The sequence below is a fragment of the Campylobacter concisus genome (genome assembly GCF_003048875.2).
Taxonomy (GTDB): domain Bacteria; phylum Campylobacterota; class Campylobacteria; order Campylobacterales; family Campylobacteraceae; genus Campylobacter_A; species Campylobacter_A concisus_AU.
In genome coordinates this window covers 1874965-1900505 of the sequence record NZ_CP049264.1, presented here as the reverse complement: position 1 = coordinate 1900505, position 25541 = coordinate 1874965, and the positions used below count along the sequence as shown (strand labels likewise).

The window sequence follows — 25541 nt, the reverse complement described above, 5'->3', positions numbered from 1 at the left end:
CCAGATATTATTTATGTAGTTCTTTTGTGTAAAACTCAACTGAGCCAAGGCCCTCTTTTAACGCCCACTCGTAAGCTTGGCTTACAAATTCCCAGTTTATGTTCTCGTAAAACGTCTCTAGGTATTTTGGGCGAGCGTTGAAGTTGTCGATGTAGTAAGCGTGCTCCCAAACGTCAACGACTAAAAGTGGCACTTTGCCATCGCTCACTGGAGTTTTTGCGTTGCTAGTTTGCACGATCTCTAGCTTTTTGCTGCTTGGATCAAATACAAGCCACGCCCAGCCTGAGCCAAAAAGCGTTGTAGCTGCCTTTAAAAACTCCTCTTTAAAATTTGCGAAATTTGCTTCAACCGCTGCTTTTAGCTCGCTTGACATCTCGCTTTTCTTAGCGATGCAGTCCCAGTAAAAGTCGTGGTTATAAACTTGAGCGACGTTGTTGTAAAGGCCGCCTTCGCTATTTCTTAGGATCTCGTAAAATGATGCATTAGCAAATTTTGTATCTTTTATGAGATTGTTTAGATTTGCAACATAGGTTGCGTGATGCTTGCCGTAGTGGTATTCACAGGTTTTAGCACTTACTACTGCATTGTGGTTTGCGTCAAACGGAAGTTTTCTTAGTTCAAACATAATAATTCCTTAATAATAAAATTTGTTATTTCGCATTATAGCCACAAAAGATTAACAAACAAAATCTTTCAAAATTTATCCTAAAAATAGGGCGTTTTTATAAAAGCTAATTTTTTCATTTATAAATGATAAGCGAATTTACTTGATAAATTTGTGGTTAAAAGAGTGAATTTTATATCCTAAAAGAACAAATTTGGCTCTCTAAAAGTGAGAAAAGTAAATTTAAATTTCTCTAAATGTAAAAAATAATATAAAAATATGTGTAGAAACGTAACAAAAATAGACTATAAAAATGATAAATAAATTTTTACGTTAAATTTACAAAGCAAAAACTATCTATTTTAGATCAAAAATGTTACAAAAATACACATATAAAAATAAAGATATGTGAATTTATGAAACAAAATTTCTAAATTTTTATTTTTGAAATTTATAATGCACCTATCAAAACTATTACAAAGGATGAAAGATGAAATTCTTACAAGCTTTACTTTTCACTTGTGCCATTAGTGGCTTAGCATTTGGTGCGGATAAGGTCTATACGATCAAATTCGCTCACGTTGTTGCAGCTTCTACGCCAAAGGGCAAGGCAGCTGACTTTTTTGCAAAGCGTGCTGAAGAGCTAAGTGGCGGCAAGATAAAAGTTCAAGTCTTCCCATCAGCTCAGCTACTTGATGATGACAGAGTTTTTGGCGCGTTAAAACTTGGTAACGTTCAAATGGCAGCTCCAAGTTTTTCTAAATTTACACCTATCGTGCCGCAGTTTCAGCTATTTGACCTACCTTTCATCTTTAAAGATGCAGACCACCTTCACAAGGTTCAAGATGGGGCAGTTGGCGAGGAGCTAAAAGGTCTTGTGACTAAGAAAGGCTTTGTGGCGCTTGATTACTGGGATGCTGGATTTAAGCACTTTAGCTCAAGCAAAAAACCGATCCTTGTGCCAGAAGATGCAAAAGGACAAAAATTTAGAATCCAAAGCTCAAAAGTGCTTGAAGAGCAGATCAAAGCGATCGGTGGCAACCCACAAGTTCTGCCATTTTCAGAGGTTTATTCTGCGCTTCAACAAGGCGTAGTTGATGCGACTGAAAACCCACTATCAAATTTCTATAACTCTAAATTTCACGAGGTTCAAAGCTCTCTTACACTTTCTCACCACGGATATCTAGGCTATCTAGTCGTTATGAGTGATAAATTTTGGAACAAACTACCAGATGATCTAAAAGCAAATGTAAAACAAGCTCTAAGCGAAGCTACAGCTTACGAGAGAGAAGAGACAGCTAAAGAGGACGCTCACGTCATAGCCGAGCTTGAAAAATATATAGCAGAGACTAAAAAGCTAGAAATTTTCAAGATAGACGACGCACAAAAAGCTGAGTGGGAGAAGACTATGCAGGCTATCTATCCTAAATTTTACGACGTCATCGGCAAAGAGCTTATAGAAAAAACAATCGAGACAAAATAATGAAGAAGAATTTCATTAACGCTCTTGATATATTGATAGTCTCGCTCAATAAGACTATCGCCGTTTTAGGGCTAGCTAGTGGAACACTACTAGCCTTTGCTAACGTCGTGGCCAGATACTTTTTTGACAAAAGCTGGTCATGGGCGAGCGAGCTATCAAACTACTTATTTATTTGGTCGGCATTTTTTGCCGCAGCGTATGGCTTTAACAAGGGCATCCACGTGAGCGTAACTATCTTGGTGGAGAAATTTCCACCAGCGCTCGCGAAGGCATGCCTGCTCTTTTCGCACATCTTAACGACTGTCTTTTTGATATTTATCGCGGTTTATTCGGTGGATTATCTTAAAATTTTGCACGAGATCGAGCAGATGATAATAGACCTTGGCATACCTCAATGGGTCCCTATGCTAGTGCTTCCAATAGCCTTTGTCACAGCTAGCTACCGCTCTGCTGAAAAAGCTATCAAAGTAGCTCTAACTCCTGCAGCAAAGGTCGTAAGCAACGAAGCGCACGAGCTAGCTCATGGTAGCGTAGTCAAAGACTAAGGAGAAAAAAGATGACAATAGCATTTTTATTTATCCTGCTTTTTGCACTGATGCTAATAGGCGTGCCAGTCGCGGTTTCGCTAGGCACAAGCACCGTTTTAACTATGATATTTTTTACAGATATCGACATCGCTACGATCCCGCAGCTAATTTTTGATGGTATCAATAAATTTTCGCTAATGGCGATACCGATGTTTATCTTGGCCGGAAATTTACTAAGTAAAGGCGGCTCAGCAAGGCGTATCATCGACTTTGCAAAGTCTATGGTCGGACATTTGCCAGGTGGCTTGCCTATGAGTGCGATATTTGCCTGCATCATCTTTGCGGCCGTCTCTGGAAGCTCGCCTGCGACGGTTGTGGCTATTGGCTCAATTATGTTTGCAGCGATAAAAGAGGCTGGCTATCCAAAAGAGTACGCAGTGGGCGGCATAACTACGGCTGGCTCGCTTGGAATTTTGATCCCGCCTTCAGTTGTTATGATAGTTTATGGCGTAACTGCTGAGGTTAGTATCGGCAAGCTCTTTATGGCTGGCGTCGTACCTGGTCTTATGCTTGGTGGCATGATGCTTGCGCAAACCTACGTTGGAGCAAAAAAGCTTGGATTTAAAGCGACTAAGGCTGAGCCATTTAAAGTAAGAGTGCAGAAATTTGCAAAAGCATTTTGGGCGCTACTTATCGTTGTTGTGGTCATTGGCGGAATTTATGGAGGCATATTCACTCCGACTGAAGCTGCTGCGGCAAGTGCTGTTTATGCGCTATTTATCTCACTTTTTATCTATAGAGATATAAAGATAAAAGATCTTTGGGACATCTGCCTAGACTCAGCCCTTACAACAGCTATGATATTTTTCATCATCGCAAATGCCGTTGTTTTTGCATATTTGCTAACTAGCGAGCAGATCCCGCAAGCGATCGCTTCGATGATACTTGACGCAAATATCGGCATGATAGGATTTTTGATATTTGTAAATATCTTGCTCTTTATCATGGGTCAGTTTATGGAGCCTTCAAGCGTTATCATGATCATGGTGCCGCTCTTACTTCCGATAGCTACGCAGCTTGGCGTTGATCCTATTCACTTTGGTATCATCTTGGTTGTAAATATGGAGATAGGTATGGTGACTCCGCCTGTTGGACTAAATTTATTTGTCGCAAGCGGTCTTACAAATATGAACTTAAAAGAGGTCATCATGGCGTGCTTGCCATGGACGCTGACCTTGTTCTTTGGCCTTATCTTGGTTACTTATATACCGCAAATTTCACTTTGGCTACCAAACATAATGTATGGACATTAAAATTTAGAGGCTTAGGCCTCTAAATTTATCCTTTTGGATCGTAATCCGCACTCATAACGATATTTTTACCATTTAGCTTACCGACATAAAGCAGCTCGTCAGCTTGCTTGATCATACGCTCGATATTTACCTCAGTGTTGCCGCTGTGAGCCACGACACCAAAGGTCATAGTAGCTATGATTCTATGGTTTTCAAATTCAACGACATTTTGATTAAGCGTCTCTCTGATACGCTCTAAGATGCTAACCGCTTTTGCCTTTTTAACGTCAAAGATAACAGCCAAAAACTCTTCGCCGCCAAATCTCGCAACCCTATCTTCATTTCTGAAAGCGTTTTTGAAAATTTTAGAAAGGCTCTTTAGCACTTCATCGCCTGCGCCGTGTCCGTAGGTGTCGTTTATCTTTTTAAAGTTATCGATGTCGCACATCACGATAGCAAAGTCATTGCCGTCAAATAAATTCTTTTGTCTAAAAATTTGTTGCATCGAAGCTCGGTTTAAAAGTCCAGTTAGTGGGTCGTGGTTAAAGACAGCTTTAGCGGACTCTTTCTCTTCTAAGATGCCTAAGAATATAAATAAATTTGAGCTCTCTAGCAAAAATGATGTTAAGACAGCAAACACACAAGATGCAGTTAGGTTAAATACAAAAAATATCTCTTTGTATAAAGGATCGTCCTTTGCTGGTAGATCTATCACTAGATAAAAAAATAAAAATGCCGCGATATCTAGTAAAGAGATAATTCTGCTTAACATTTTAAAGCTAACTGATAAGAAAAAGAGGCTAATAGTTGATGTTAAAAATAAAATTTCAAAGCCCCAGCCTAGACCAAGGATAAAGACGCAAAGTGAGGCGTGGAGTAAAATTTCTACTTGCAAGATGAGCATCACGATCTTGTTGTTCTCTTCGCTATCAAAGAGTATCTTTAGTGCAAAAAGATATATGCTAACAGAAAGGATGTTTGCCACAGCCAAAATTTCTTCGCCCATGAGGTAGAACATAACTAGGTAAAAAGTATGTACAGCTAGAAGCGAAAAGACGATGATCTTTTGTGAGATATAAAGTGAAATTTTAGGCATTGTCTTTGTCCTTATTTGCCTTCATGATCTCATACTCGATGCGGTCTTTGCCATTTTTCTTGCCCTCATATAGCTTTTTATCAGCTTTGTTTATGACTGTGTCGATATCAGTTATAACGCCATTTGCGCAAAGGACTAGACCAAAGGTCATGGTTACTGAGCTCTTATCAGGCAGTTTTACCTGCGCTATCCTTGTGCCAAGTCTGGTTTCTACCTTTTTTACGTCTTCGGTTTTAACTTCAGGCAAGATAACTAGAAATTCCTCTCCACCCCACCTACAAATGTGGTCATTTTCTCTAAAAGTATCTTGCAAGGCTCTTGCGATCTCTTTTAAGACCTTATCGCCCCAGTCGTGTCCGTAGGTGTCATTTATCTTTTTGAAGTTATCGATGTCTCCTAGCATAACGACTAAATTTGCGTCACTGCTTTTTTCTCTAAGCTCTTTTAGCTCATATCTAAGTGTTCTTTCAATAGAGCGTCTATTTAAAAGACCGGTTAAAAAGTCATACTTAGAAATTCTCTCTATCTCCTCTTTCTCTTCGCTGATCTGTTTGTAGCCACTAGATGTGATCGCATCAGAGAAAAACGAAAGTCTAAAGACCAAGTAAAAAGTAAAGAAAACGCTTATACAGGTTGAGCCTATTTGTACCATGGTGTCTATCTCAACTACTTTATCTTTATATGTAAGATATAGCCACAAAAGGACAAATAGCTCAAGAAGGCAGACAGAGTAGGTAAGAAGTCTTTGGTTAAAAGCCAAAAAGTAGTTTATAAAGATAACGCCAAGGAGTGTTATCCATATACTAGAGCTCCAGCCCATGCCAACAACGCCAGCGATAACTGCGGTGATGACATTTAGTTGAAAGATGGCCGAGATTAAAAATCTGTATTTGATATTAAATCTAATCCTTAAAGCAGTGCTAATAGAAAGAAATAAAAAACAGATAAAAATGATCGTTAAGTCAAAGTAAAAACTACACAGCACGATCAAGACAAAGGCGTTACTTACTATCGCTACGTTTAATATCGTTTTGTAAATGTCATCGATAGCCTTGTAGCTATCTTGCTCTATAAATTCCTGTACCAAGCATTCTCTCCGTTAATTTCATCCATTAAATTTAATTTAGATCATTTTAATACGAGTCGTAACTATCCTCATCCTCATCGCTATCTTCATAGTTGTAGTCATTTTCGTCGTAGTTATAGTCATAGCTATCGCTACTATCCTCGTCCTCGTCGTTAAATTCAGAGTAGTCTTCTTCTACCTCTTCGTAGTCAAAATCATCACTCATTTTTCTCTCCTTAAATTTTATCTTTGATATTTTCGATATACAAGCTTTGGCTTGGGAATGCAAAATTTAGACCATTTTGCTTTAAAATATCCATAATTTTTAGCATTACATCTTGTTTTACGTCTAAAAAATCGCCCCAAACGATAGTTTTTGCAAAGCAATAAACTAGGATATTTATCGAGCTATCAGCAAAGTCATCAACCACGACAAATAAATTTGACTTATATCCAGCGTAGTCATCAACTGAGACTATGTTTTGTCTATATTTTAGTCCTCTTTTATTAGCCGCGATATCTTCGCTTTTAGCGATATCTGGGTGATTTATCAGCATATTTTTGATGTCATTTACACATTTTTTGATCTCTTCTGTAGTTGGCCCATACTCGATGCCAATAACCATTCTTATGCGTCTGCCGACCTTTCTTCTGCTCCAGTTTCTAACAGGATCGCTTGCTAGCTTTGAGTTTGGCACGAAGATAAGGGCATTATCAAAGCTTCTAACAGTTGTTTTTCTAAATCCTATCTCAACGACCGTGCCCTCGATGTCTCCACAAACTATCCAGTCGCCTTGTGAAAATGAGTTGTCAAAGAGCATCATGACAGAGGCAAAGAAGTTTGCGATGATGTCTTTAGCAGCGAAGGCAACGGCAAGACCACCGATACCAAGTGAGGCGATGAGCGCTGAGATATCAAAGCCAAGCTTTTGAAGGATCAGTAAAAGTGTGATGATTAGCACGATCACGTAGATCACTTTTAGCGCTAGGTTTATCACCTCTTTACGCTTGCTTTTTTGCGCGATCTTGTCGATTATAGCGATGCCGTAGCCATTTAGTATGGTTAGGACAAGCCATGAAAATGCTACTATATATATGATAGAAAAGATATTTGCTACCGTTAGAGGCACTGGCACTGGGTAAAATCCAACGCCGATACAGATGTTTAGCGCGTAGATGATAAGAAGTGCTGAAATCGGCTTTTTCACGATATCAACGATCTGATTTTTAGCCTCTTTTACCCCTTCGCCTGAAGCGATGAGCGACATTAGCCAGTAGGTTAGTTTGGCTAGAATTCTAGTTAGTGAGACGAAAAATAAAAATATCGCAACGATAACAACGATCTTGCCGATGTTAAATTTACTTGAATTTATGTCAGTTGCTTTGTTTATGTATTCGACTGCATCGACTAAATTTAGCTCAGACAAGAGCATGCTTGAGCTTAGAAGATCGGCGTTATTTTTAAGATAGGTTAAAATTTCTTCTTCACTCTCTTTTTTTAGCTCAAGGTCAAAAAAGGCGTTGTCGTAAGAGCCTGAAGTGTCATTTAGTGAGTCTTTTAGATCTTTTATGCTTACATAAGAATTTGTCTGTAAATTTAAAAGTCCATTATCTATCACATCTCTTATAGAATTTGCCTTAGCGCCCTTTTTAAAGACCTCTTCTAGGCTAATAAGCGCTGAGTAGTAAGCGTAATCAACCTTCATCTTCTCAAGCTCGATGGCGCTTTGGATGTAGGCGTCTTTGTTTGACTGCTTCTCTAGTCTTGCGACCTTTTTTTCTAGCACCTCTTTTTGCAGATTAAATTTATTTATATCGCTTTGGGTTAATTCGATCTGCATGATATAGTTTGGTATCTTTTCTAAAAGATCGCTCTTTTTTTTGTGGAGGCTGGCTAAATTTGAGTTGTCAGCCTTTGAGTTATTTGTATCTTTTTGCTGCGCTTTTAAAATTTTTATCTGGCTGTTTATGGTTTGGATTTGATTTGTTATGCTTATTATGTCTTCTTCTTGAGTTTTGTTGCTCTCGGCCGCAAAAGCAAAGGTAAAGCAAAGCAGGATAATGGCTAGAAATTTACGCATTTTCGCCTCTTTTGTCAGCTAGAAGCTTAAACGTACCCTCTTTTAAATCGTAGCTAAAAATTTCGCCAGTTTCTATGATGTAGTGCCAGCCATAAATTTGAAGCTTGCCACTTTCATACTCCTCTTTTACATTTGGATAAGTCATTATGTTTTCGATCGAGTTTATCACGTTTAGCCTCTCGGTTAGCCACGCCATTTTGGCTGGATCGTCGCTTGTAAATTTAAGCACTTCTCGCTTGATCGGCTCTATTAGCCTGATCCAGTTTCTAACGTTTGGAGTATTTTTTAGCTTCTTTTCATCCGCATAAAGTGCCGCGCATCCACCACAGTCAGAGTGTCCGCAGATGATGATGTTTTTAATGTTTAAAACTTCAAGCGCATATTCGATCGCCGAAGTGGTCGCCAAAAACTCTTCGCTCACCCTATAAGGTGGCACGATGTTTGCGATATTTCGCACCATAAAAAGCTCACCTGGCAGGCAGTTTGTTATCAAATTTGGCACGACCCTTGAATCCACGCATGATATGAAAAGCGTGTGCGGATCTTGCTTGTGTTGCAGACTTTTAAAGAGCTCTTCATGCTCTAAAAAACCATCTTCCATAAATTTTACTGCACCTTCAAGTATTGAATCATCCATAAAATTTATCTCCATTTTTTATATTTTTATCGCGATTATAGCAACTTTTATTTAATCAAAAAAACGAAGCGAAAATAAAAAACCCTAAATTAATATTATTTATTAAACTACTTTTTATACATTGTTTAACAAAGTTTGGCTAAATTTAGCCCAAAAATTTTCAAGGAGAAAAAATGAGTTTATATGATAGAAACTACGCTAAGCAAAATCAAGAAGAGCTTGCGTATTCTCAAAGCTCACTAAGCACTTTTATAAAACAGACTTATCAACTTTTTGCAGCATCACTACTTTCAGCTACTGCTGGCGCTTATGTAGGCATTAGCATCGCTGGCGTTTTTGCGGCAAATAGATTTTTGTTTTGGGGACTTGTGATACTTGAGTTTGTTCTACTTTTTGGACTAATGGCGGCTAAACGCAAAGAGGGATTAAATTTAATACTTCTTTTTGCATTTACATTTGTAAGCGGTCTTACGCTAACTCCGCTACTTTCAGCGATCCTTGCTATGCCAAGTGGTGCTAGTATCGTGGCTCAAGCATTTGGCTTGACGACAGTTGCATTTGGTGCTTTAAGCGTCTTTGCGATGAATACAAAACGTGACTTTACAACGATGGGTAAGATGCTATTTATAACTTTGATAGTTATCATTGTAGCAGCGATCATCAACATTTTCGTTAAAAGCACGATGTTTCAACTAGTTATCTCAAGTATCACTTCGATTTTATTTAGTGCTTACATACTTTTTGATACACAAAATATCATCCGTGGCAACTATGAGACACCAGTTGAGGGTGCAGTTGCTTTGTATCTTGATTTTGTAAATTTATTTACATCATTACTACAAATTTTAGGCATTTTTAATAGAAATGACTAATGACGAGCGCATCTACCGAGTGATAGATGCGAATTTAAATAGGCTAAAAGAAGGGCTTCGCGTCGTTGAAGATATAAAAAGATATGTCTTTGATGACGCTAAGCTCGCCTATAAGATAAAGTCCCTCCGCCACAAGGCAAAGATCCCACAAAAAGAATTTTTAAAATTTAGAAATTCACAAAATGATGTCTTAAAAACCAGCACAAAAAGCGAGCAAGAAAGATCAAATTTAGACGAAATCATCACTGCAAATTTCAAGCGTGCCCAGGAGAGCGCTCGTGTGCTTGAAGAGTGCTTTAAGCTTATAAATTTAGATCAAGCCGAGCTTTTTAAAAGCATAAGATACGAGCTTTATGAGCTTGAAAAAGAACTTTAACTAAAAATTTAAATCTTTTCTTGTATAATCGCAAACTATTTAAAAAATTTAAAGGAAATTTCGTGAGTTTAATATTTTTAATCTTACAATTTGTTCTAGCTGTCGTTATCACGATCGCAGTTTTACTCCAAAAGAGCTCATCTATCGGTCTTGGAGCATACAGTGGAAGCAACGAGAGCCTTTTTGGAGCAAAAGGACCAGCTGGGTTTTTAGCTAAATTTACCTTTGTGGTAGGCGTTTTGTTTATCCTAAACACACTTGCACTCGGATATTTTTACAACAAAGATCTAAAACGCTCTATCGTTGATAGTGTCGATAGCAAATCTCTAGTCGTACCAAAATCAAACGACGTGCCAGCAGCTCCTAGCGCACCACAAAATCCAGTAAAATAACAATGATAAAAACGTTTTTAGCGTCACTTTTGACGCTAACGTTTGCTTTGGCAGACGCTCACATCCTAGTTTATCATCGCTTTGACGATCCAAGACACGTTAGCACAGATATTTCTATCCAAAATTTAAGAGAGCAGTTTGAATACTTTAAAAACAATGGCTTCGAAGTTGTCAAGCTATCAAGGCTTGTCGATGCGGTAAATGCTGGCGAACCGATCCCTGATAACTGGATCGTTATCACCGTTGATGATGGATACAAAAGCTTTTACAATAACGCTCTTGAGCTTTTTAAAGAGTATAACTACCCATTTGCTTTGATGGTCTATGTAGAGGCAAGCGCGAACAAATATGGTGATTATTTAGACTTTGATCAGATCAAAGAGCTAGAAGCTTACGGAGAGATCGGCTATCACTCATACGCTCATCCAAGGATGACTAAACTTAGCGATGAGGCCTTAAGAGAGGACTTTCAAAAGGGCGTTGAGACCTTTGAAAAGCATATGGGTTATAAGCCTAAATACTTCGCAGTCCCTTACGGGGAGATCGATAGTAGGGTCGTCTCTTTGGCAAAAGAATTTGGCTTTTTGGCACTTTTAAATCAAAACTCAGGCGCAGTTTCAGATAAAAGCGACGTTTATGATCTTTACAGAACGCCAGTGATGAACGGCACAAAGATAGCGCTAACTTTTAATAGCAAATTTTTAAATGCCGAGTGGATATTTCCAGAGGGCTATCCGCAAAACAATGCGATCGACAAGCTCATCATCAAGACCGACACTAACGCAAGTGAGGGCAGTTTTTTCATGACTGGCTTTGATGGCTTTAGAAAAGTACCTATGACAAATGGCGTTTTTGAGTGTAAATTTAACCCACCACTTGATAAACGCAAAGTGTTAATGTCGCTAAAAGTAGATCATCACCGAAGCACAAAACTTCTAATAAAGGACACCAATGCTAAATAAAATTTACGATACCCAAAAAGAGGGTTGCGAAAAGGCGATCGCTTCTTTAAAGCGCGATTTTACAACGCTAAGAACTGGCAAGGTAAATATCAACATCCTAGATAACGTTATGGTTGATTATTATGGCTCGCCAACTCCGCTTAATCAAGTAGCCACCGTGCTTACGAGTGACGCTTCGACTATCGCTATCACACCTTGGGAAAAGAGCATGATAAAAGCGATCTCATCAGCCATCCAAGCTGCAAATATCGGCGTCAATCCAAACAGCGACGGCGAGAGCGTTAAGCTATTTTTCCCACCGATGACCGTCGAGCAACGCCAAGAAAATGCAAAACACGCAAAAGCTATGGGCGAAAAGGCAAAAGTTAGTATAAGAAACGTGAGAAAAGACGCAAACGACGAGGTCAAAAAGCTTGAAAAAGACAAAGCTATAACTGAAGACGAGAGCAAAAAGGGTCAAGATGAGGTTCAAAAGATAACTGACACCTACACCGCAAAGATCGACACTCTCGTAAAAGAGAAAGAAGCTGAGCTTTTAAAAATTTAAATTTCATTTAGAATTTTACCCCTTTGCAAATTTCTAAATTCTCACTTTTTAGCCACGTAATGTGGCTAAATTTCATCCTTTAAAGGACGATCTTGCATATCATCACCGAGCTAAAAGCCGCATTTGCTGATAAAAAAATTTTGTTTCTTACCATTTTGGCTTTTTCTCTAGCTACCATTTTTCTTAGCCCCAGCCAGATAGTGGATGAGTATAGAGGTTTTTGGCTGCTTGAGCCACTACTTTTGGTCGCTATCTACCTAAATAAAAGGCAAATTTTACTACCTTTATATTTTTTGATATTTGGCGCAACACTTTATTTTTTTGGTCTTAAGTTAAGCGGTTATGCCAGCGATCTTGTCGCACTTTATCTCATGGCTTTTGTGCTTTTATTCTCTCTAAATTTCGCCAAAGATAATGAGAAATTTATAAGCCAGAGCCTAGCAAGACTATTAAATTTACTCATCTCATTTGCCCTTTTTCACCTATTTTTTCTTGGCATTGTGGCTGTTTTCGCAGGGCTTAACTACCTCTTTGACTGGGAGCTTTTAACCAGCCACAGGACGCAGCGGCTCTACTTGACACTGGCCTCTTTTGGTCTGCCATGTTTGTTTCTCTTTTTTGAGAGCAAATTTAGCGAGTACAGGCTCTTAAATTTCATCAAGATCGCCATAAATTTCATCCTAAATCCCCTGCTCATCATATATGTGGCGCTACTAAATTTATACTGCATTTATAGACTTGTTTTGCTTGAGCTGCCACGCGGTGGAGTGGCCTATATCGTGCTTGCCTGCTTGATCGCTGGCTTTGTTTTAAGAGGGCTAAATTTAATTATCAAAAGCCAAATTTATGATCAAATTTTTAAGCTCTTGCCACTTTTTGTCATCTTGCCTAGCATTTTGCTTTGGTGGGGCGTCATGCACAGAGTCGGTGAGTACGGCTTAAGCGAGCCTAGGATCTATCTCATAGCCTGCGTGATATTTGCAAATTTGAGCTATTTTGTGATGATATTTCTTAGGGATTTTCCTTATAAATTTCTAGCGTTTTTTATGGTATTTGGTATATTTTTTACACATTTTGTCCTTGATACGAAACTGCTTACCATAAATTCTCAAAAAGAGCTTTTGCTAAGAGAGCTAAAGGCGCTAAATTTGCTTGGTAGCGATGGCACGCTAAGTGGCGATGTGAGCAAGATAGGCGAAGAGAAGCTTTATTTTTTGCAAGATAAATTTGACTATCTCGTAGAAAACGGCGATAAATTCGCACTAGAAAATAAAAATTTTATAGCGGGTCTTGAGGTGGCTGAGCAGAAAAATTGGCAGATATTTAGCATAGACTTTAATGGCACCGCTATAAACGTGAAAGATGCGACCATCAAAATGCCTATCACAAGCAGCGTAAATGGCGATGAGCTCGTCATACAGCTAGATAATGAAAGCGTTAGCATAAATATGCAAAAGCACCTAGAAAAGGCGCTTGCGAGTTTAAATTTAAAGCCAGACGGCGACTTTGGCGCTGAGATATTTGAGCGGTTAAAAGAGCAGCTTTTGCTCTTTGAAGTTGGCAAGCGCGCCTTTGTTCTGCGCTCTATGGAAATCGTGCAAGAAAACGGAGTTTATAAATTTTACGATGCAAGCGTGCTTTTTTATATGGAGGATGCGCAGCTAAAATAGCGAGCCCTGCGTGAGTTTTGGCTTTATGACAAAGCTTTTTCTATGAAAGTCTGAGTAGCCAAATTTAGCTATGGCATCTAGGTGCGACTTCGTGCCATATCCTTTGTGCCCTGCAAAGCCGTATGCTGGGTAAAATTTATCCCAGCCGTTCATCAAGCGGTCACGGCTTACTTTTGCTAGGATGCTGGCTGCACTTACGCTAGCTACCTTTCCGTCGGCCTTTATCATCGTGGTTATACCCACGCCGTAGTCTAAATTCCCGTCATAAATGATCTCAAAGCCATCAAAATGTGCCTTGAAAAGTTTGAGCGCACGCCTTAGGCACTCACTTAGTCCAAGCTCGTCTATCTGGACGTTTGAAAAATAGACGATGAGAAAATTTGAGCTTTTTGTGATCTTGCAAAATAGCTCCTCGCGCTTTTTTTCGGTTAGTTTTTTGGAGTCGTTTAGTCCAGGAATTTCACTATTTAGCACGCAAGCAGCCACGCTTAGTGGTCCAGCTAACGCCCCACGTCCAGCCTCGTCGATACCGCAAATTTTAGCCATTACAGCCCGACTTCATCGCTAAAGTAAGGTCTTAGCTCCTCAAGTGGCACGCTGATTTGCTCCTCGTTTAAAAATGTAAGGCCAAGCGGCGAAAGCACGAAGTTGTCGCTCACGCCAGCATTTGCAAGGATCGCTTTTAGATGGCTGTCGTTTATATCTTTAAAAATTTGCTTTAGTTTTAGCTTTTTATTCGTCGCAAGCGAGAGCACCTCGCAGTTTGTCTTTTCGTTTTTATAGGTGCAAACGCTTTTAATCTTATCATTTATATAGTATATATTTTTTAGGCTCTCATACTGGCTGTTTGGCCATTTTTTGCGCTCACTTTTTAGGTCGTAAAACTCTGCAAGAAGCTTGTTTTTATACTTTTTGGCTGAGTCTTTAGCGAAGATGTCGTTAGTGATCGCCTCATATCTCGTGCCGTTTGACTCGGTCATTTGGATGCCGATATTTAGGATCTCATACTCTTTTTCTTCTTTTATGGTGGCGTTGTAGGCTTTGTTTTTGACGATTATCTTGCCTTTTAGCTCGCCATTTTCGTTTTTAACGTCTAAATTTATCTTGTCTGAGACTGCATTTAATGAAGAAATTTCACTGCCATTTTGCTCAAAAGAGCCCTTTTCATAGTCGTATTTTGCGCCGTCAAAAAAGATGTGGCCGCTTATCTTGGCTGGGACTTTAAAGCTCTTTGTTTGTTTGAAATTTTCAAATTCATCTTTAAAATAGTTTAGATAAACTTCAAATTTAACCCCGTTTGCGTTGCCTGTAAATTTGTAGAATTTAGCCCAGTTTTCGTGGTTTATCTCATAGCCAAAAAGGCTTGCTGCGATGAATAATATCCCAAAAAATGCTCTCATGCTCCGTCCTTCGTTTTTTTTGATTATAACTTTTTTATTTCTGTGCTTTTAAAACAATAACCAAACAAAGTGTGTAAATTTACAAACCAAGGCTCCACCTAGAAAATGGCAAAATCTCGCACTTTATCCCCTCGATGCTTTGCTCGGCTTGGTTTGCGACGCTGATGATTTGAAGCTTGCTAACGCCCAGCTCTTTTAGGCTCGCGTGGAGTTTTTTAAATTTCAAAAATACGATCTCAGGCGCAGAAAAAGGCACGCAAATGATCGCAAGCTTCCTTTTTGTAAGGAAAAAATCGATCTCTTTTGTGTAGTAAATTTCATCTTTAAATTTAAGCAGCTCACAAAAAACGACATTTGCAAAGACAGCCAAAAAGTCCTTTTTCAGACACAAAGCGTTGCGAAGTGCGAAATTTGTAAAGTAAATTTTCTTGCTCGTGCTACTCTCATCTAAATTTGGCACAAACTCCACGTATCCGCTCTCATTTAGCAAATTTATCGCGCTATAAACGCTATCTTTTGAAATTTTCATCTGCTCTTTTAGATTTTTATAAATCCCAAAGGCGCTTATGGTGTCGTGGCACTTTGTCGCGCACTCTTTTAAGATAGCGATGCCTTGCTCGTTTAAATTTCCTCTTAAGAGCTGCTGTAAGTGAGCTGTGACCTCGCTAGAGTCCAAAAAGGCGCTTGCTATCTCGTTTCCATGAGCCAAAAAGTAGCTAAAAAGCAGGTCTTGGTCTAAATTTTTCTTAAAAAATAGTATAAATTCCTCGTAGTCGAGGTAGTTTAAATTTATACGCGCAAAGCCCTCAAGTAAGAGTGAAAATTCCTTGCTTGTAAGGATGATATTTTCAAGTGCAGCGTCCTTTAAAAAGTCTAAATTTGCAAGATCAGCGGCTTGTAAATTTTCAACCGCGAGCACCTTTATCTGGGCATTTTTTTCTAAAAACTCTTTTAAATTTGCTAAAAGCAAGGCTCTATCTATCCTTATATCGTCTAAATTTATATAAAGCCTCTCCTCGCTCTTGTAATGGCTCAAAAACTCATAAACAAGGGCTGTTTTGCCACTTGAAATAGCGCCAATGATAAACGTCTTTGGCGAGATGATCTCATATTTTCTGGGGATAAATTTAGCATTTTTAATGGGTGCTTGATAAAGCGTTTCTAAACTTTTCAAATTTGACCTTTTTGCTTTTTGAAATTATAGCCACTTCCTTTTAAAAAGGAATAATATTTAAATCTATATTATATTTGTAATTAATTTATTCTTAAGGGGGGGGGCAGTAGAATGATTTACTTTTTGAATTCATAAAGGAGATCCATCAAGATGAAAAAGCAAATTTTAGCTTCAGTATTAGCCAGCGTGTTGGCCACAAGTAGCGTATATGCTTGGGGCTTTGGAGGAAGTAGTAAAGAAAAGCCAAATTATGATTATAGTGGAGAGAAAGAGCTAATGTCATTAAGTTCTTTTTCAGGAAATAATCTACGAATTGATGATGCAAAATATTGGTGTTTAGATCAAGGTAATGATCTAGGTTGTATTTGGCTAGATAAGCTAGAGGCCTTAGCTAGTAAAGACATTAAGAAAGTAGCAAATTTCTATGAAAAAACAGTGCCAGAATATTGTTATGATAAAAAATTCGCTCCAGCTTGCAGAATACCAGCATTTGATTTAATCAAAGATAAAATTATATATTTTGCTAAAAAAAATCAAAATACTAGCACTATAAACGCAGATTTTGCAAAAATGATTACTGCCAAATCAGGAGCAGAGCTTAAAATGCTTGAGTATGGTTGCAATGAGCTTAAAAGTGGATATATATGTAGGGATTTGCGCGAAATATATAAAAATCTCGATGATAGGGAAAAAATAAAAGAATATAACGATAAGATAAAAAATAGAGATAAAAAATGGGACTCTGTGTTATATGATAGTAATCACATGAGATATATATATAAAAATGCGTCAGGATGGAGGAATTTAGAGTTTCTTAAATAGCTTTTTTATTTTACTACAATGTTTTAGCCAACATTGTAGTAATCTACAACATACCAAACAAGTAATATAACTCCAATAGCAGCTAAAATCAATTCTCCAGTGGTGCATTTTTGAATAAAATCTTCAACTATCACACGAAAAGAAAATATTTTTTAATCGTCTTGTGAGTAAATATTGCTGAATGAAATAAAATTTAGAACTCTATATACTTTCCTTATCAAAAGGAAATAATTAATCAAAATTCAACAAAAAATAGCGTTTTTCTTGACAACTATAATAGCTTTTTTGTAAAATCGCAGTCTCTTTACGAAAGACCTATGTCTTGCTCGTACGATCGCTTGATCCTATGCGGGTTATTTTGATGTAAAGAGGTCGCGAGTTTGCGACAAGTTCTTTTTAAAGGAAAACACATGGAAAGAATCAGGTTAAAGCTAAAAGCTTACGACCATAGAGTTCTAGACCGCACTGTTGCAGCAATTGTAGAAGCTGTCAAACGAACAGGTGCCGACGTTCGTGGCCCGGTACCAATGCCTACAAAGATCAAACGCTATACAGTCTTAAAATCTCCACACATCAACAAAGACTCACGTGAGCAGTTTGAGATGAGAATACACGCTCGTATGCTTGACATCGTAGCTGCTACTCCAGAAACTGTAGATAGCCTAACAAAACTCGACCTAGCTCCAGAAGTTAATGTCGAAGTTCGTGCGATGAAATAAGCGGACAAAAGGATAAGAGTATGGAATATATTGTAGAAAAAATAGGCATGAGTAGAACGATTGCCACGAAGAGTACGCCAGTTACACTACTTAAGCTAGTTGAGGCTAAAGTATGTGAGATCGACGAAAACAAACGTGCTATCGTAGCGTATGCCCACACTAAAGCAAACAACAAAGCTATCGCTGGTCAGCAAAAGAAATACAATCTGACAGCAGAATTTAACAAATTTGCTACGCTTGAAGTAGCTAATAGCGAAGTTGGAAACCTAGACTTTACACCATTAAATGAGGCTAAAATTTTAAAAGTTAGCTTTAACTCAAAAGGTAGAGGCTACCAAGGTGTGGTAAAAAGACATGGTTTTGGCGGTGGTCCAAAAAGCCACGGCTCACGTTTCCACAGACGCCACGGATCAATTGGTAACTGCGAATGGCCAGGTCGTGTTCAACCAGGTATGAAAATGGCAGGACACATGGGCAATGAGAAAGTTACTGTTAAAAACGAGCTAATAAGCTTTGACGCTCAAAATGGCATCGTAGTTGTAAAAGGTTGCGTTCCTGGTCACAATGGTGCAATGGGTAAAATAAGGATTGTAAAATGAGTAAAATTCACGTATTAAACGATAAATTTGAAAATTCAGGCGAGTTAGAGCTTCCTGCAAGCTACGCTGAAGTAAATCCGCACAACCTATATCTTTATGTAAAATCTTACCTTGCTGGTATAAGAGCAAATTCGGCTCATACTAAAAGCCGTGCTTTTGTAAGCGGTGGTGGTAAAAAACCATGGAGACAAAAAGGACGTGGTGGTGCAAGAGCGGGTTCAACTAGAACTAACGTTTGGGTAGGCGGTGCAGTTGCATTTGGTCCAACAAACGAGAAAAACTATTTTCAAAAAGTCAATAAAAAACAAAAAAGACTAGCTCTTGAGTACGCTTTGGCAGTAAAAGCACAAGATGGTAAAATTTTCGCAGTAGATAGCATCTCAATCGAGTCTGGAAAGACAAAAGATGCAGCTAATATCATCAAAAATTTAAAAGTAAAAGACGCACTTATCGTTAAAGATTTACTAGACGATAAAACACTACTTGCTTTTAGAAATTTAGCAAACTGCTATGTAGTAGATGCAAATGAGGTAAATGCTTATCTTGTCTCTACATTTAGTTCGGTTATCATTGAAAAAGCTGCACTAAAAACTATAACAAAAGAGGGCTAAAATGGCGGATATAACTGATATCAAAACAATTATTTATACAGAAAAAACTCTAGGCCTTCAAGAACAAGGCGTTGTTGTTATCCAAACTTCACCAAGAGTTACAAAAAACAGCTTAAAAGCGGTTTTACAAGAGTATTTTGGAGTAACGCCTGTTCGCGTAAATTCACTTAGAATTAGCGGCAAGGTTAAGCGTTTTAGAGGAAGAGCAGGCCAACGTGACGAGATAAAGAAATTCTACGTTAAGTTACCTGAAGGCGTAAGCCTAGAAAATACGGAGGCGTAAGATGGCTATAAAATCATATAAACCATATACACCTAGTCGTAGATATATGACTGGACTAAGCTCTGAAGATATAACAGCTAAACCAAGCGTTAGAAGCTTGCTTGTTAAACTACCTGCAACTGGCGGTAGAAACAACAATGGTCGTATAACTTCGAGACATAAAGAAGCAGGTGCAAAAAAACTTTATCGTATCATCGACTTCAAACGTCGTAAATTTGGTATAGAAGGTAAAGTTGAAGCGATCGAGTACGATCCAAACAGAAACTGCCGTATCGCTCTTATAGCTTACAAAGATGGCGAAAAACGCTATATCATTAGACCAAATGGCCTAAATGTTGGCGATGTTATCGCATCTATCGATGAGGGCTCACTAGATATTAAACCAGGCAACGCTATGAAATTAAGATTTATCCCAGTTGGTACTATCGTTCATAACGTAGAGCTAAAACCTGGCAAAGGCGCTCAGATAGCTCGTTCAGCTGGTGGTTATGCTCAGCTAATGGGTAAAGAAGAGAAGTATGTTATCTTAAGAATGCCAAGTGGCGAGATGAGACAAGTACTAGCTGAGTGTATGGCAAGTATCGGTGTAGTTGGTAACGAAGACTGGGCTAACATCACTATAGGTAAAGCCGGACGTAATCGTTACCGCGGTATCCGCCCACAAACACGTGGTTCTGCTATGAACCCAGTTGATCACCCACACGGCGGTGGTGAAGGTAAGAAAAATTCAGGCCGTCACCCAGTTACTCCATGGGGTAAACCAACTAAAGGTGCTAAGACTCGCCGTAAAAAAGCTAGCGATAAGCTTATAATTTCAAGAAGGAAAGGAAAATAGAGATGGCAAGATCACTCAAAAAAGGTCCTTTCGTAGATGATCATGTAATGAAAAAAGTTATTGCCGCAAAAAATGCAAACGATAACAAACCAATCAAGACTTGGTCAAGACGTAGCACGATTGTACCTGAAATGATTGGACTAACATTTAACGTTCATAATGGCAAGAGCTTTATTCCTGTATATGTTACAGAAAATCATATAGGCTATAAACTTGGCGAATTTGCTCCAACACGCACATTTAAGGGTCACAAAGGCTCAGTGCAAAAGAAAATCGGCAAGTAAGGGGAGATAATATGAGTAAAGCAATTATAAAATTCGTAAGACTTTCTCCTACAAAAGCAAGACTTATAGCAAGAGAAGTTCAAGGTATGAATGCCGAGCTAGCACTTGCAAGCTTGCAATTTATGCCAAATCGTGGTGCTAAATTTATAGCAAACGCTATTAGCTCAGCAGTAGCAAATGGCGGATTTGAGCCAGAAGAAGTTGTAGTAACTAGTTGCCGCGTTGACGCTGGTCCTGTATTAAAGAGATTTAGACCAAGAGCAAGAGGAACAGCGAGCAAAATTCGCAAACCTACTTCTCATGTAATGGTAGAAGTATCTAAACCTGAAAAGAAGGAAGCATAATATGGGACAAAAAGTAAATCCAATAGGTCTTAGACTAGGAATTAACCGCAACTGGGAATCTAGATGGTTTCCAACCAAACAAAGTCTTCCTGAAAATATCGGTGAAGATTACAAAATTCGTGCATTTTTAAAGAAAAAACTTTACTATGCAGGAATTAGCCAAATTTTAATCGAAAGAACGGCTAAAAAACTTCGTGTAACCGTAGTTGCAGCTCGTCCTGGTATCATCATCGGCAAAAAAGGCCAAGATGTTGAAAACCTAAAGAACGAAGTTAGCAAACTTATCGGTAAAGAAGTAAATGTAAATATCAAAGAAGAAAGAAAAGCTCAAGCTTCAGCTCAACTTGCTGCTGAAAACGTAGCTATGCAACTTGAAAAGCGTGTCGCATTTAGACGTGCTATGAAAAAAGTTATCCAAGGTGCTCAAAAATCAGGCGCTAAAGGTATCAAAATTTCAGTTGCTGGTCGTTTAGGTGGCGCTGAGATGGCAAGAACCGAGTGGTATCTAGAAGGTCGTGTTCCGCTTCATACTCTTAGAGCAAAGATAGATTACGGTGTAGCTGAGGCTCATACAACTTATGGAAACATAGGTATTAAAGTATGGATTTTTAAAGGTGAGGTTCTTCAAAAAGGTGTTCAACCTGAGAAAACTGAAGAAGAGGCACCTAAGAAAACACGTAGAGCAAGAAGAGGTAAATAATTATGTTGATGCCTAAAAGAACGAAATTTCGTAAGCAAATGAAAGGTCGCAACCGTGGTTATGCGACTCGCGGAGCATCTTTAGCAACTGGCGAATTTGCGCTTAAAGCTGTTGAGGCTGGTAGAGTAAATTCACGCCAAATAGAAGCTGCTCGTCAAGCTCTAACTCGTCACGTAAAGAGACAGGCTAAAATTTGGATTAGGGTTTTCCCTGACAAGCCACTTACTAAAAAACCTCTACAAACTCGTATGGGTAAAGGTAAGGCTGGAGTTGAAGAGTGGGTTATGAACATTAAACCTGGTCGTATAATATTTGAAATGGCTGGTGTTGACGAAGAGTTGGCTCGTGAAGCTTTAACTTTGGCTCTACACAAACTTCCTTTCAAATCAAAATTTGTAACGCGAGAGAGTGAAAATGAAATATACTGAGTTAAAAGATAAGAGCGTTGCAGAATTAAACGCGTTGCTAAAAGAGAAAAAGGTGCTTTTATTTACATTGAGACAAAAGCTAAAAACTATGCAGTTAAGCAACCCTAATGAGATTAGTGCTGTTCGCAAAGAGATAGCTCAGATCAACACTGCAATTAGTGCAACAAGACAAGGGGCGTAAAATGGCATTAAAAAGAGAAATTCAAGGTGTTGTTTTACAAAAAGCTGGAGATAAAACAGCTACTATTTTGGTAGAAAGACGCGTTATGCACCCAAGATACCATAAATTTGTAAAACGCTTTAAAAAGTATTTAGTTCATGATGAGAAAAATGAGACAAGAGCAGGCGATACAGTTGTTGCAGTTGAGTGCAGACCACTTTCAGCTCGCAAGAATTTTCGCTTAAAAGCTGTATTGGCAAAGGGAGTTGAGTAATGATTCAAAGTTTTACAAGACTTGCAGTTGCTGATAACAGCGGCGCAAAAGAGTTAATGTGTATAAAAGTTCTTGGCGGCAGCAAAAGAAGATACGCTACACTTGGCGATATCATAGTTTGCTCTGTTAAAAAAGCTCTTCCAAATGGCAAGATCAAAAAAGGACAGGTTGTAAAAGCTGTTGTTGTAAGAACTAAAAGAGAGGTTCAAAGAGATAATGGTTCGTTAATCCGCTTTGATGAGAACGCAGCTGTTATACTTGATAGCAAAAAAGAGCCAGTCGGCACTCGTATTTTTGGACCAGTTGGACGTGAAGTTAGATATGCTAACTTTATGAAGATTGTTTCGCTAGCTCCGGAGGTTTTATAATGGCTAATGTAAAATTTAAAGTCAAAAAAGGCGATACTGTAAAGATTATCGCTGGTGACGATAAAGGCAAAACTGGTAAAATTTTAGCAGTTCTTGCAAAAAAAGGTCAGGTTATAGTTGAGGGATGCAAAGTAGCTAAAAAAGCTATCAAACCAAGCGAAAAAACTCCAAATGGTGGTCACGTAAATAAAGAGATGCCAATTGACATATCAAACGTCGCGAAAGTTGAAGGATAAGAGATATGAGTAGATTAAAAGATAAATTTAACGAAACTATCAAGCCAGCTCTCGTAAAAGAATTTGACATCAAAAATCCAATGCTTATCCCTGCGCTCGAGAAGATCGTGATCAGTGTAGGCGCTGGAGACTCTGCGAAAGATCAGAAAGTGCTTCAAAATATGGCTGATACCATTTCACTTATCGCTGGACAAAAAGCGGTTATCACTGATGCTAAAAAATCAGTTGCTGGCTTTAAAGTTCGCGAAGGTTTTCCTGTTGGTATCAAAGTAACTTTGAGAAAAGAGCAAATGTATGCTTTCTTAGATAAGCTAATTAGCGTTGCTCTTCCAAGAGTTAAAGACTTCCGTGGTCTTCCAAAAAATGGCTTTGATGGACGTGGAAACTATAACTTCGGTCTTAGTGAGCAGCTAATGTTTCCAGAGGTTGAGTATGATAAAATTTTACGAACTCATGGTATGAATATTACGATTGCTACTACGGCTAAAAATGATAAAGAGGCATTCAAATTGCTAGAGCTATTTGGTGTGCCGTTTGCAAAAGGAAAGTAAAATGGCAAAGAAATCAATGATAGCAAAAGCTGCACGCAAGCCAAAATTTGCGGTTCGCGGCTATACTAGATGCCAAATTTGCGGTCGTCCGCACTCTGTTTATAAAGATTTTGGAATTTGCCGTGTTTGCCTAAGAAAAATGGCTAACGAAGGCCTAATACCTGGTCTTAAAAAAGCAAGTTGGTAAGGAAGAGAAATGTTGAACGATTTAATATCAGATGGATTAACACGCATTAGAAATGCAAGTATGAGAAGACTTGAGACTGCGAAATTGCTTCATTCTAAGGTTGTTGAGGCTACTCTTTCTATCCTTGCAGCAAAAGGCTATGTAGAGAGCTACAACGTTATCGAAGAAGGTAGCAAGAAATTTATAAACGTAGTTTTAAAGTATGATGAGTACGGCAGAAGCGTTATAAACGAGCTTAAAAGGGTGTCAAAACCTGGTCGCCGCGTTTATCAAGGCAAAGACGACATTAAGCGTTTTAAAAATGGTTACGGAACAGTTATCGTTAGCACAAGCAAAGGCGTTATGAGCGGTATTGAGGCAAGTAAAGCTGGCGTTGGCGGCGAGGTTCTTTGCACCGTTTGGTAATAAACTGCGTTAAAAACGCTATTTTGACCTTATAGCTTAAGGTTAAAATTTCTTTTTAGCTAGGTGAAATTTTATATTTCGCCCAGGCTAAATTTAGTCAGGTTTCGTCAAATTTGACGATCAAATTTACGGCATTGTGGTGTTTATTCGTAAATGTAGGAACACCCTAGACAAGTAAAGGAAAAAAATGTCACGTATTGGAAAACAGCCTATCGCTATCCCAAGTGGTGTAGACGTTAGCGTTGAAAATAATGTCCTAAAATTTAAAAAGGGCAATCACTTAAAAGAGCTTGACACAAAAGGTCACGTTGATGTCAAGATAGAAAATGGTCATATAGTTTTTGCTCCAAAGGGCGAAGATCGCCAAAGCAGAGCTTACTGGGGAACATATAGAGCACTTGCTAACAACATCGTAACTGGTATCACTCATGGCTTTACTCGCCAGCTTGAGATCAACGGCGTTGGCTACAAAGCAGCTGCAAAAGGTAAAATTTTAGAGCTTTCTCTTGGTTTTTCACACCTTATCAACTATGAGCTACCAGCAGGCGTTGAAGCTAGCGTTGATAAAAACGTTATTACTATCAAAGGTGACGATAAACAAGTAGTAGGTCAAGTGGCTGCTCAAGTTAGAGGATTTAGACCACCTGAGCCATACAAAGGCAAAGGCGTTAAATATCTAGAAGAACGTATCATCCGCAAAGCGGGCAAGACATCTAAGAAGTAAGGGGCGGTAAATGACAGCAAAAGTACTAAAAAGAAAAATCGCTCTTAGAATTAAGAGAAAAAGAAGAATCAGAGGTAAAATTTCTGGTGTTGCAACTTGCCCAAGAGTTTCTATTTTCAAATCAAACAGGACTCTTTATGTTCAAGCGATTGACGACGTTACAGCTACTACCCTAGCTGCAGTTGATGGTAGAAAAATAGGCATAAAAGCAAATAAAGAAGGTGCGGTCACTTTAGCTAAAGAATTTGCTAAGGCTTTAAAAGCTAAGAAGATAGATGTTGTGATTTTTGATAGAAATGGTTATTTATACCATGGCGTTATCGCAGCATTTGCTGAAGCTTTAAGAGAAAATGGCATCAAGCTATAACCCAAAGGAAAATCGATGGAAAAATATAATAGAGAAGAATTTGAAGAAGTAATCGTCGATATCGGTCGGGTTACAAAGGTTGTTAAAGGTGGTCGTAGATTTAGATTTACAGCTTTAGTTGTTGTTGGTAATAGAAATGGCCTAGTTGGCTTTGGATATGGCAAAGCTAAAGAGGTGCCAGATGCGATGAGAAAAGCGATTGACGACGCATTTAAAAATATTATCCACGTTAAGATCAAGGGCACAACTATCCCTCACGATGTAGAGGTAAAATACAACGCAAGTAGAATGTTACTTCGCCCAGCTAGCGAGGGTACTGGTGTTATCGCTGGTGGTAGTGCACGTCCTATTATCGAGCTTGCAGGTATTAAGGATATCCTTACTAAATCACTTGGCTCAAACAACTCAGCAAACGTCGTTCGTGCTACTATAAAAGCACTTAGTTTGCTAAAAAGCTAAGAGAAA

At 38.6% G+C, this 25541-nt stretch carries 38 protein-coding genes; 29 read left to right on the top strand and 9 right to left on the bottom strand.

Annotated features, from left to right (window positions below; all coding sequences use genetic code 11):
- Positions 1 to 7: 7 nt before the first annotated feature.
- Positions 8 to 625 (bottom strand): superoxide dismutase [Fe], encoded by a 618-nt coding sequence (gene sodB / locus CVT07_RS09500; RefSeq protein ID WP_107937213.1) that lies wholly within the window; start codon positions 623 to 625, stop codon positions 8 to 10.
- 469 nt (positions 626 to 1094) lie between these two features.
- Between sodB and CVT07_RS09495 the strand changes: the two genes are divergently transcribed.
- Genes CVT07_RS09495 through CVT07_RS09485 form a run of 3 tightly spaced genes read left to right on the top strand, consistent with a single transcriptional unit; the run spans position 1095 to position 3927 of the window.
- Entirely contained in the window at positions 1095 to 2087 is a 993-nt protein-coding gene (locus CVT07_RS09495; protein ID WP_002941552.1) for a DctP family TRAP transporter solute-binding subunit, read from the top strand.
- On the top strand, positions 2087 to 2632 hold the full coding sequence (locus CVT07_RS09490) for a TRAP transporter small permease (RefSeq protein ID WP_009295243.1): 546 nt from the start codon (positions 2087 to 2089) through the stop codon (positions 2630 to 2632). The genes CVT07_RS09495 and CVT07_RS09490 overlap by 1 nt, the downstream gene beginning before the upstream one ends.
- Positions 2633 to 2643: 11 nt before the next feature.
- The gene (locus CVT07_RS09485; protein WP_107856717.1) at positions 2644 to 3927 is read left to right on the top strand and encodes a TRAP transporter large permease; all 1284 of its coding nucleotides are present in this window, start codon (positions 2644 to 2646) and stop codon (positions 3925 to 3927) included.
- A 25-nt stretch (positions 3928 to 3952) separates the two neighbouring features.
- On the opposite strand, the gene CVT07_RS09480 is transcribed toward CVT07_RS09485, so the two are convergent.
- From CVT07_RS09480 to CVT07_RS09460, 5 genes are read right to left on the bottom strand one after another with little or no spacing between them, the layout of a single operon-like run.
- The gene (locus CVT07_RS09480) at positions 3953 to 5002 is read right to left on the bottom strand and encodes a GGDEF domain-containing protein (protein ID WP_107937210.1); all 1050 of its coding nucleotides are present in this window, start codon (positions 5000 to 5002) and stop codon (positions 3953 to 3955) included.
- Positions 4995 to 6089 (bottom strand): GGDEF domain-containing protein, encoded by a 1095-nt coding sequence (locus tag CVT07_RS09475; protein WP_107917204.1) that lies wholly within the window; start codon positions 6087 to 6089, stop codon positions 4995 to 4997. Before CVT07_RS09475 ends, CVT07_RS09480 begins: the two co-directional genes overlap by 8 nt.
- A gap of 46 nt (positions 6090 to 6135) precedes the next feature.
- The gene (locus CVT07_RS09470; RefSeq protein ID WP_002941615.1) at positions 6136 to 6294 is read right to left on the bottom strand and encodes a hypothetical protein; all 159 of its coding nucleotides are present in this window, start codon (positions 6292 to 6294) and stop codon (positions 6136 to 6138) included.
- 10 nt (positions 6295 to 6304) lie between these two features.
- Positions 6305 to 8149: a mechanosensitive ion channel family protein gene (locus CVT07_RS09465; RefSeq protein ID WP_107937209.1), complete on the bottom strand. Its 1845-nt coding sequence runs from the start codon at positions 8147 to 8149 to the stop codon at positions 6305 to 6307.
- On the bottom strand, positions 8142 to 8786 hold the full coding sequence (locus CVT07_RS09460; protein WP_107937207.1) for a carbonic anhydrase: 645 nt from the start codon (positions 8784 to 8786) through the stop codon (positions 8142 to 8144). Before CVT07_RS09460 ends, CVT07_RS09465 begins: the two co-directional genes overlap by 8 nt.
- A gap of 173 nt (positions 8787 to 8959) precedes the next feature.
- Here CVT07_RS09460 and CVT07_RS09455 point away from each other — a divergent pair, with 173 nt between their 5' ends.
- The 6 genes from CVT07_RS09455 (at position 8960) to CVT07_RS09430 (ending at position 13605) form a co-directional block, all read left to right on the top strand.
- Complete coding sequence (locus tag CVT07_RS09455; RefSeq protein WP_107937205.1) at positions 8960 to 9658, top strand: Bax inhibitor-1/YccA family protein; 699 nt, start codon at positions 8960 to 8962, stop codon at positions 9656 to 9658.
- The gene (locus CVT07_RS09450; protein ID WP_107929979.1) at positions 9651 to 10034 is read left to right on the top strand and encodes a thiamine-phosphate pyrophosphorylase; all 384 of its coding nucleotides are present in this window, start codon (positions 9651 to 9653) and stop codon (positions 10032 to 10034) included. The genes CVT07_RS09455 and CVT07_RS09450 overlap by 8 nt, the downstream gene beginning before the upstream one ends.
- Before the next feature lie 62 nt (positions 10035 to 10096).
- Complete coding sequence (gene secG / locus CVT07_RS09445) at positions 10097 to 10426, top strand: preprotein translocase subunit SecG (protein ID WP_021089287.1); 330 nt, start codon at positions 10097 to 10099, stop codon at positions 10424 to 10426.
- Positions 10427 to 10428: 2 nt separating this feature from the next.
- Positions 10429 to 11388: a polysaccharide deacetylase family protein gene (locus CVT07_RS09440; protein ID WP_107937203.1), complete on the top strand. Its 960-nt coding sequence runs from the start codon at positions 10429 to 10431 to the stop codon at positions 11386 to 11388.
- Entirely contained in the window at positions 11378 to 11935 is a 558-nt protein-coding gene (frr, locus tag CVT07_RS09435; protein WP_002941557.1) for a ribosome recycling factor, read from the top strand. Before CVT07_RS09440 ends, frr begins: the two co-directional genes overlap by 11 nt.
- A 92-nt stretch (positions 11936 to 12027) precedes the next feature.
- The gene (locus CVT07_RS09430) at positions 12028 to 13605 is read left to right on the top strand and encodes a DUF4153 domain-containing protein (protein WP_107937201.1); all 1578 of its coding nucleotides are present in this window, start codon (positions 12028 to 12030) and stop codon (positions 13603 to 13605) included.
- Here CVT07_RS09430 and CVT07_RS09425 read toward each other — a convergent pair.
- From CVT07_RS09425 to CVT07_RS09415, 3 genes are all read right to left on the bottom strand, one after another.
- Positions 13597 to 14151 carry a ribonuclease HII gene (locus CVT07_RS09425; protein WP_107937199.1) on the bottom strand — a complete coding sequence of 185 codons (555 nt, stop codon included), beginning with the start codon at positions 14149 to 14151 and terminating at the stop codon, positions 13597 to 13599. The two genes, CVT07_RS09430 and CVT07_RS09425, sit on opposite strands and share 9 nt — an antisense overlap.
- Entirely contained in the window at positions 14151 to 15005 is an 855-nt protein-coding gene (locus tag CVT07_RS09420) for an S-adenosylmethionine tRNA ribosyltransferase (RefSeq protein ID WP_107937197.1), read from the bottom strand. The genes CVT07_RS09425 and CVT07_RS09420 overlap by 1 nt, the downstream gene beginning before the upstream one ends.
- Before the next feature lie 79 nt (positions 15006 to 15084).
- Positions 15085 to 16179: an ATP-binding protein gene (locus CVT07_RS09415; protein ID WP_107937195.1), complete on the bottom strand. Its 1095-nt coding sequence runs from the start codon at positions 16177 to 16179 to the stop codon at positions 15085 to 15087.
- Positions 16180 to 16329: 150 nt separating this feature from the next.
- On the opposite strand from CVT07_RS09415, the gene CVT07_RS09410 reads away from it, so the two are divergent.
- From CVT07_RS09410 to rpsE, 20 genes are all read left to right on the top strand, one after another.
- Positions 16330 to 17001 carry a hypothetical protein gene (locus CVT07_RS09410; protein WP_107937193.1) on the top strand — a complete coding sequence of 224 codons (672 nt, stop codon included), beginning with the start codon at positions 16330 to 16332 and terminating at the stop codon, positions 16999 to 17001.
- A gap of 410 nt (positions 17002 to 17411) precedes the next feature.
- A complete protein-coding gene (rpsJ, locus tag CVT07_RS09405; protein ID WP_009295257.1) occupies positions 17412 to 17720 on the top strand; it encodes a 30S ribosomal protein S10 in 309 nt (102 codons plus the stop codon).
- A gap of 20 nt (positions 17721 to 17740) precedes the next feature.
- Positions 17741 to 18319, top strand: coding sequence for a 50S ribosomal protein L3 (rplC, locus tag CVT07_RS09400; RefSeq protein WP_002941563.1), 579 nt, complete (start codon positions 17741 to 17743; stop codon positions 18317 to 18319).
- The gene (gene rplD, locus CVT07_RS09395) at positions 18316 to 18930 is read left to right on the top strand and encodes a 50S ribosomal protein L4 (protein WP_012140561.1); all 615 of its coding nucleotides are present in this window, start codon (positions 18316 to 18318) and stop codon (positions 18928 to 18930) included. Before rplC ends, rplD begins: the two co-directional genes overlap by 4 nt.
- A 1-nt stretch (position 18931) precedes the next feature.
- The gene (locus tag CVT07_RS09390) at positions 18932 to 19213 is read left to right on the top strand and encodes a 50S ribosomal protein L23 (protein WP_002941535.1); all 282 of its coding nucleotides are present in this window, start codon (positions 18932 to 18934) and stop codon (positions 19211 to 19213) included.
- Position 19214: 1 nt separating this feature from the next.
- Positions 19215 to 20048: a 50S ribosomal protein L2 gene (gene rplB, locus CVT07_RS09385; protein WP_002941522.1), complete on the top strand. Its 834-nt coding sequence runs from the start codon at positions 19215 to 19217 to the stop codon at positions 20046 to 20048.
- Positions 20049 to 20050: 2 nt separating this feature from the next.
- Positions 20051 to 20332 carry a 30S ribosomal protein S19 gene (gene rpsS, locus CVT07_RS09380; RefSeq protein WP_002941639.1) on the top strand — a complete coding sequence of 94 codons (282 nt, stop codon included), beginning with the start codon at positions 20051 to 20053 and terminating at the stop codon, positions 20330 to 20332.
- A gap of 11 nt (positions 20333 to 20343) precedes the next feature.
- On the top strand, positions 20344 to 20676 hold the full coding sequence (gene rplV, locus CVT07_RS09375; protein WP_009295259.1) for a 50S ribosomal protein L22: 333 nt from the start codon (positions 20344 to 20346) through the stop codon (positions 20674 to 20676).
- A gap of 1 nt (position 20677) precedes the next feature.
- Positions 20678 to 21376, top strand: a complete 699-nt coding sequence (gene rpsC / locus CVT07_RS09370) for a 30S ribosomal protein S3 (RefSeq protein ID WP_002941650.1) — start codon at positions 20678 to 20680, stop codon at positions 21374 to 21376.
- A gap of 2 nt (positions 21377 to 21378) precedes the next feature.
- Positions 21379 to 21804: a 50S ribosomal protein L16 gene (gene rplP, locus CVT07_RS09365; RefSeq protein ID WP_002941572.1), complete on the top strand. Its 426-nt coding sequence runs from the start codon at positions 21379 to 21381 to the stop codon at positions 21802 to 21804.
- A complete protein-coding gene (gene rpmC, locus CVT07_RS09360; protein ID WP_002941625.1) occupies positions 21791 to 21985 on the top strand; it encodes a 50S ribosomal protein L29 in 195 nt (64 codons plus the stop codon). The genes rplP and rpmC overlap by 14 nt, the downstream gene beginning before the upstream one ends.
- A gap of 1 nt (position 21986) precedes the next feature.
- Positions 21987 to 22238, top strand: coding sequence for a 30S ribosomal protein S17 (rpsQ, locus tag CVT07_RS09355; RefSeq protein WP_002941511.1), 252 nt, complete (start codon positions 21987 to 21989; stop codon positions 22236 to 22238).
- Entirely contained in the window at positions 22238 to 22606 is a 369-nt protein-coding gene (gene rplN, locus CVT07_RS09350) for a 50S ribosomal protein L14 (RefSeq protein ID WP_002941516.1), read from the top strand. Before rpsQ ends, rplN begins: the two co-directional genes overlap by 1 nt.
- The gene (rplX, locus tag CVT07_RS09345) at positions 22606 to 22842 is read left to right on the top strand and encodes a 50S ribosomal protein L24 (RefSeq protein WP_009295260.1); all 237 of its coding nucleotides are present in this window, start codon (positions 22606 to 22608) and stop codon (positions 22840 to 22842) included. The genes rplN and rplX overlap by 1 nt, the downstream gene beginning before the upstream one ends.
- A 5-nt stretch (positions 22843 to 22847) precedes the next feature.
- Positions 22848 to 23393 carry a 50S ribosomal protein L5 gene (rplE, locus tag CVT07_RS09340; RefSeq protein WP_002941643.1) on the top strand — a complete coding sequence of 182 codons (546 nt, stop codon included), beginning with the start codon at positions 22848 to 22850 and terminating at the stop codon, positions 23391 to 23393.
- 1 nt (position 23394) lies between these two features.
- Positions 23395 to 23580 (top strand): type Z 30S ribosomal protein S14, encoded by a 186-nt coding sequence (locus tag CVT07_RS09335; RefSeq protein ID WP_002941532.1) that lies wholly within the window; start codon positions 23395 to 23397, stop codon positions 23578 to 23580.
- A gap of 9 nt (positions 23581 to 23589) precedes the next feature.
- Positions 23590 to 23985, top strand: coding sequence for a 30S ribosomal protein S8 (gene rpsH, locus CVT07_RS09330; protein ID WP_103632175.1), 396 nt, complete (start codon positions 23590 to 23592; stop codon positions 23983 to 23985).
- Between the two features lie 187 nt (positions 23986 to 24172).
- The gene (rplF, locus tag CVT07_RS09325) at positions 24173 to 24709 is read left to right on the top strand and encodes a 50S ribosomal protein L6 (RefSeq protein ID WP_002941606.1); all 537 of its coding nucleotides are present in this window, start codon (positions 24173 to 24175) and stop codon (positions 24707 to 24709) included.
- A gap of 10 nt (positions 24710 to 24719) precedes the next feature.
- Positions 24720 to 25076 (top strand): 50S ribosomal protein L18, encoded by a 357-nt coding sequence (gene rplR / locus CVT07_RS09320; protein WP_107937191.1) that lies wholly within the window; start codon positions 24720 to 24722, stop codon positions 25074 to 25076.
- A gap of 15 nt (positions 25077 to 25091) precedes the next feature.
- Positions 25092 to 25535: a 30S ribosomal protein S5 gene (gene rpsE / locus CVT07_RS09315; protein WP_002941646.1), complete on the top strand. Its 444-nt coding sequence runs from the start codon at positions 25092 to 25094 to the stop codon at positions 25533 to 25535.
- The last annotated feature ends 6 nt before the right edge of the window (positions 25536 to 25541 follow it).

Excerpts from the sequence above, each read along its gene's own strand:
- sodB (WP_107937213.1), bottom strand. The coding sequence starts at position 625 with ATGTTTGAACTAAGAAAACTTCCGTTTGACGCAAACCACAATGCAGTA.
- CVT07_RS09495 (WP_002941552.1), top strand. The coding sequence starts at position 1,095 with ATGAAATTCTTACAAGCTTTACTTTTCACTTGTGCCATTAGTGGCTTA.
- CVT07_RS09490 (WP_009295243.1), top strand. The coding sequence starts at position 2,087 with ATGAAGAAGAATTTCATTAACGCTCTTGATATATTGATAGTCTCGCTC.
- CVT07_RS09485 (WP_107856717.1), top strand. The coding sequence starts at position 2,644 with ATGACAATAGCATTTTTATTTATCCTGCTTTTTGCACTGATGCTAATA.
- CVT07_RS09480 (WP_107937210.1), bottom strand. The coding sequence starts at position 5,002 with ATGCCTAAAATTTCACTTTATATCTCACAAAAGATCATCGTCTTTTCG.
- CVT07_RS09470 (WP_002941615.1), bottom strand. The coding sequence starts at position 6,294 with ATGAGTGATGATTTTGACTACGAAGAGGTAGAAGAAGACTACTCTGAA.
- CVT07_RS09465 (WP_107937209.1), bottom strand. The coding sequence starts at position 8,149 with ATGCGTAAATTTCTAGCCATTATCCTGCTTTGCTTTACCTTTGCTTTT.
- CVT07_RS09460 (WP_107937207.1), bottom strand. The coding sequence starts at position 8,786 with ATGGATGATTCAATACTTGAAGGTGCAGTAAAATTTATGGAAGATGGT.
- CVT07_RS09455 (WP_107937205.1), top strand. The coding sequence starts at position 8,960 with ATGAGTTTATATGATAGAAACTACGCTAAGCAAAATCAAGAAGAGCTT.
- CVT07_RS09450 (WP_107929979.1), top strand. The coding sequence starts at position 9,651 with ATGACTAATGACGAGCGCATCTACCGAGTGATAGATGCGAATTTAAAT.
- CVT07_RS09440 (WP_107937203.1), top strand. The coding sequence starts at position 10,429 with ATGATAAAAACGTTTTTAGCGTCACTTTTGACGCTAACGTTTGCTTTG.
- frr (WP_002941557.1), top strand. The coding sequence starts at position 11,378 with ATGCTAAATAAAATTTACGATACCCAAAAAGAGGGTTGCGAAAAGGCG.
- CVT07_RS09425 (WP_107937199.1), bottom strand. The coding sequence starts at position 14,151 with ATGGCTAAAATTTGCGGTATCGACGAGGCTGGACGTGGGGCGTTAGCT.
- CVT07_RS09420 (WP_107937197.1), bottom strand. The coding sequence starts at position 15,005 with ATGAGAGCATTTTTTGGGATATTATTCATCGCAGCAAGCCTTTTTGGC.
- CVT07_RS09410 (WP_107937193.1), top strand. The coding sequence starts at position 16,330 with ATGAAAAAGCAAATTTTAGCTTCAGTATTAGCCAGCGTGTTGGCCACA.
- rpsJ (WP_009295257.1), top strand. The coding sequence starts at position 17,412 with ATGGAAAGAATCAGGTTAAAGCTAAAAGCTTACGACCATAGAGTTCTA.
- rplC (WP_002941563.1), top strand. The coding sequence starts at position 17,741 with ATGGAATATATTGTAGAAAAAATAGGCATGAGTAGAACGATTGCCACG.
- rplD (WP_012140561.1), top strand. The coding sequence starts at position 18,316 with ATGAGTAAAATTCACGTATTAAACGATAAATTTGAAAATTCAGGCGAG.
- CVT07_RS09390 (WP_002941535.1), top strand. The coding sequence starts at position 18,932 with ATGGCGGATATAACTGATATCAAAACAATTATTTATACAGAAAAAACT.
- rplB (WP_002941522.1), top strand. The coding sequence starts at position 19,215 with ATGGCTATAAAATCATATAAACCATATACACCTAGTCGTAGATATATG.
- rpsS (WP_002941639.1), top strand. The coding sequence starts at position 20,051 with ATGGCAAGATCACTCAAAAAAGGTCCTTTCGTAGATGATCATGTAATG.
- rplV (WP_009295259.1), top strand. The coding sequence starts at position 20,344 with ATGAGTAAAGCAATTATAAAATTCGTAAGACTTTCTCCTACAAAAGCA.
- rpsC (WP_002941650.1), top strand. The coding sequence starts at position 20,678 with ATGGGACAAAAAGTAAATCCAATAGGTCTTAGACTAGGAATTAACCGC.
- rplP (WP_002941572.1), top strand. The coding sequence starts at position 21,379 with ATGTTGATGCCTAAAAGAACGAAATTTCGTAAGCAAATGAAAGGTCGC.
- rpmC (WP_002941625.1), top strand. The coding sequence starts at position 21,791 with ATGAAATATACTGAGTTAAAAGATAAGAGCGTTGCAGAATTAAACGCG.
- rpsQ (WP_002941511.1), top strand. The coding sequence starts at position 21,987 with ATGGCATTAAAAAGAGAAATTCAAGGTGTTGTTTTACAAAAAGCTGGA.
- rplN (WP_002941516.1), top strand. The coding sequence starts at position 22,238 with ATGATTCAAAGTTTTACAAGACTTGCAGTTGCTGATAACAGCGGCGCA.
- rplX (WP_009295260.1), top strand. The coding sequence starts at position 22,606 with ATGGCTAATGTAAAATTTAAAGTCAAAAAAGGCGATACTGTAAAGATT.
- rplE (WP_002941643.1), top strand. The coding sequence starts at position 22,848 with ATGAGTAGATTAAAAGATAAATTTAACGAAACTATCAAGCCAGCTCTC.
- CVT07_RS09335 (WP_002941532.1), top strand. The coding sequence starts at position 23,395 with ATGGCAAAGAAATCAATGATAGCAAAAGCTGCACGCAAGCCAAAATTT.
- rpsH (WP_103632175.1), top strand. The coding sequence starts at position 23,590 with ATGTTGAACGATTTAATATCAGATGGATTAACACGCATTAGAAATGCA.
- rplF (WP_002941606.1), top strand. The coding sequence starts at position 24,173 with ATGTCACGTATTGGAAAACAGCCTATCGCTATCCCAAGTGGTGTAGAC.
- rplR (WP_107937191.1), top strand. The coding sequence starts at position 24,720 with ATGACAGCAAAAGTACTAAAAAGAAAAATCGCTCTTAGAATTAAGAGA.
- rpsE (WP_002941646.1), top strand. The coding sequence starts at position 25,092 with ATGGAAAAATATAATAGAGAAGAATTTGAAGAAGTAATCGTCGATATC.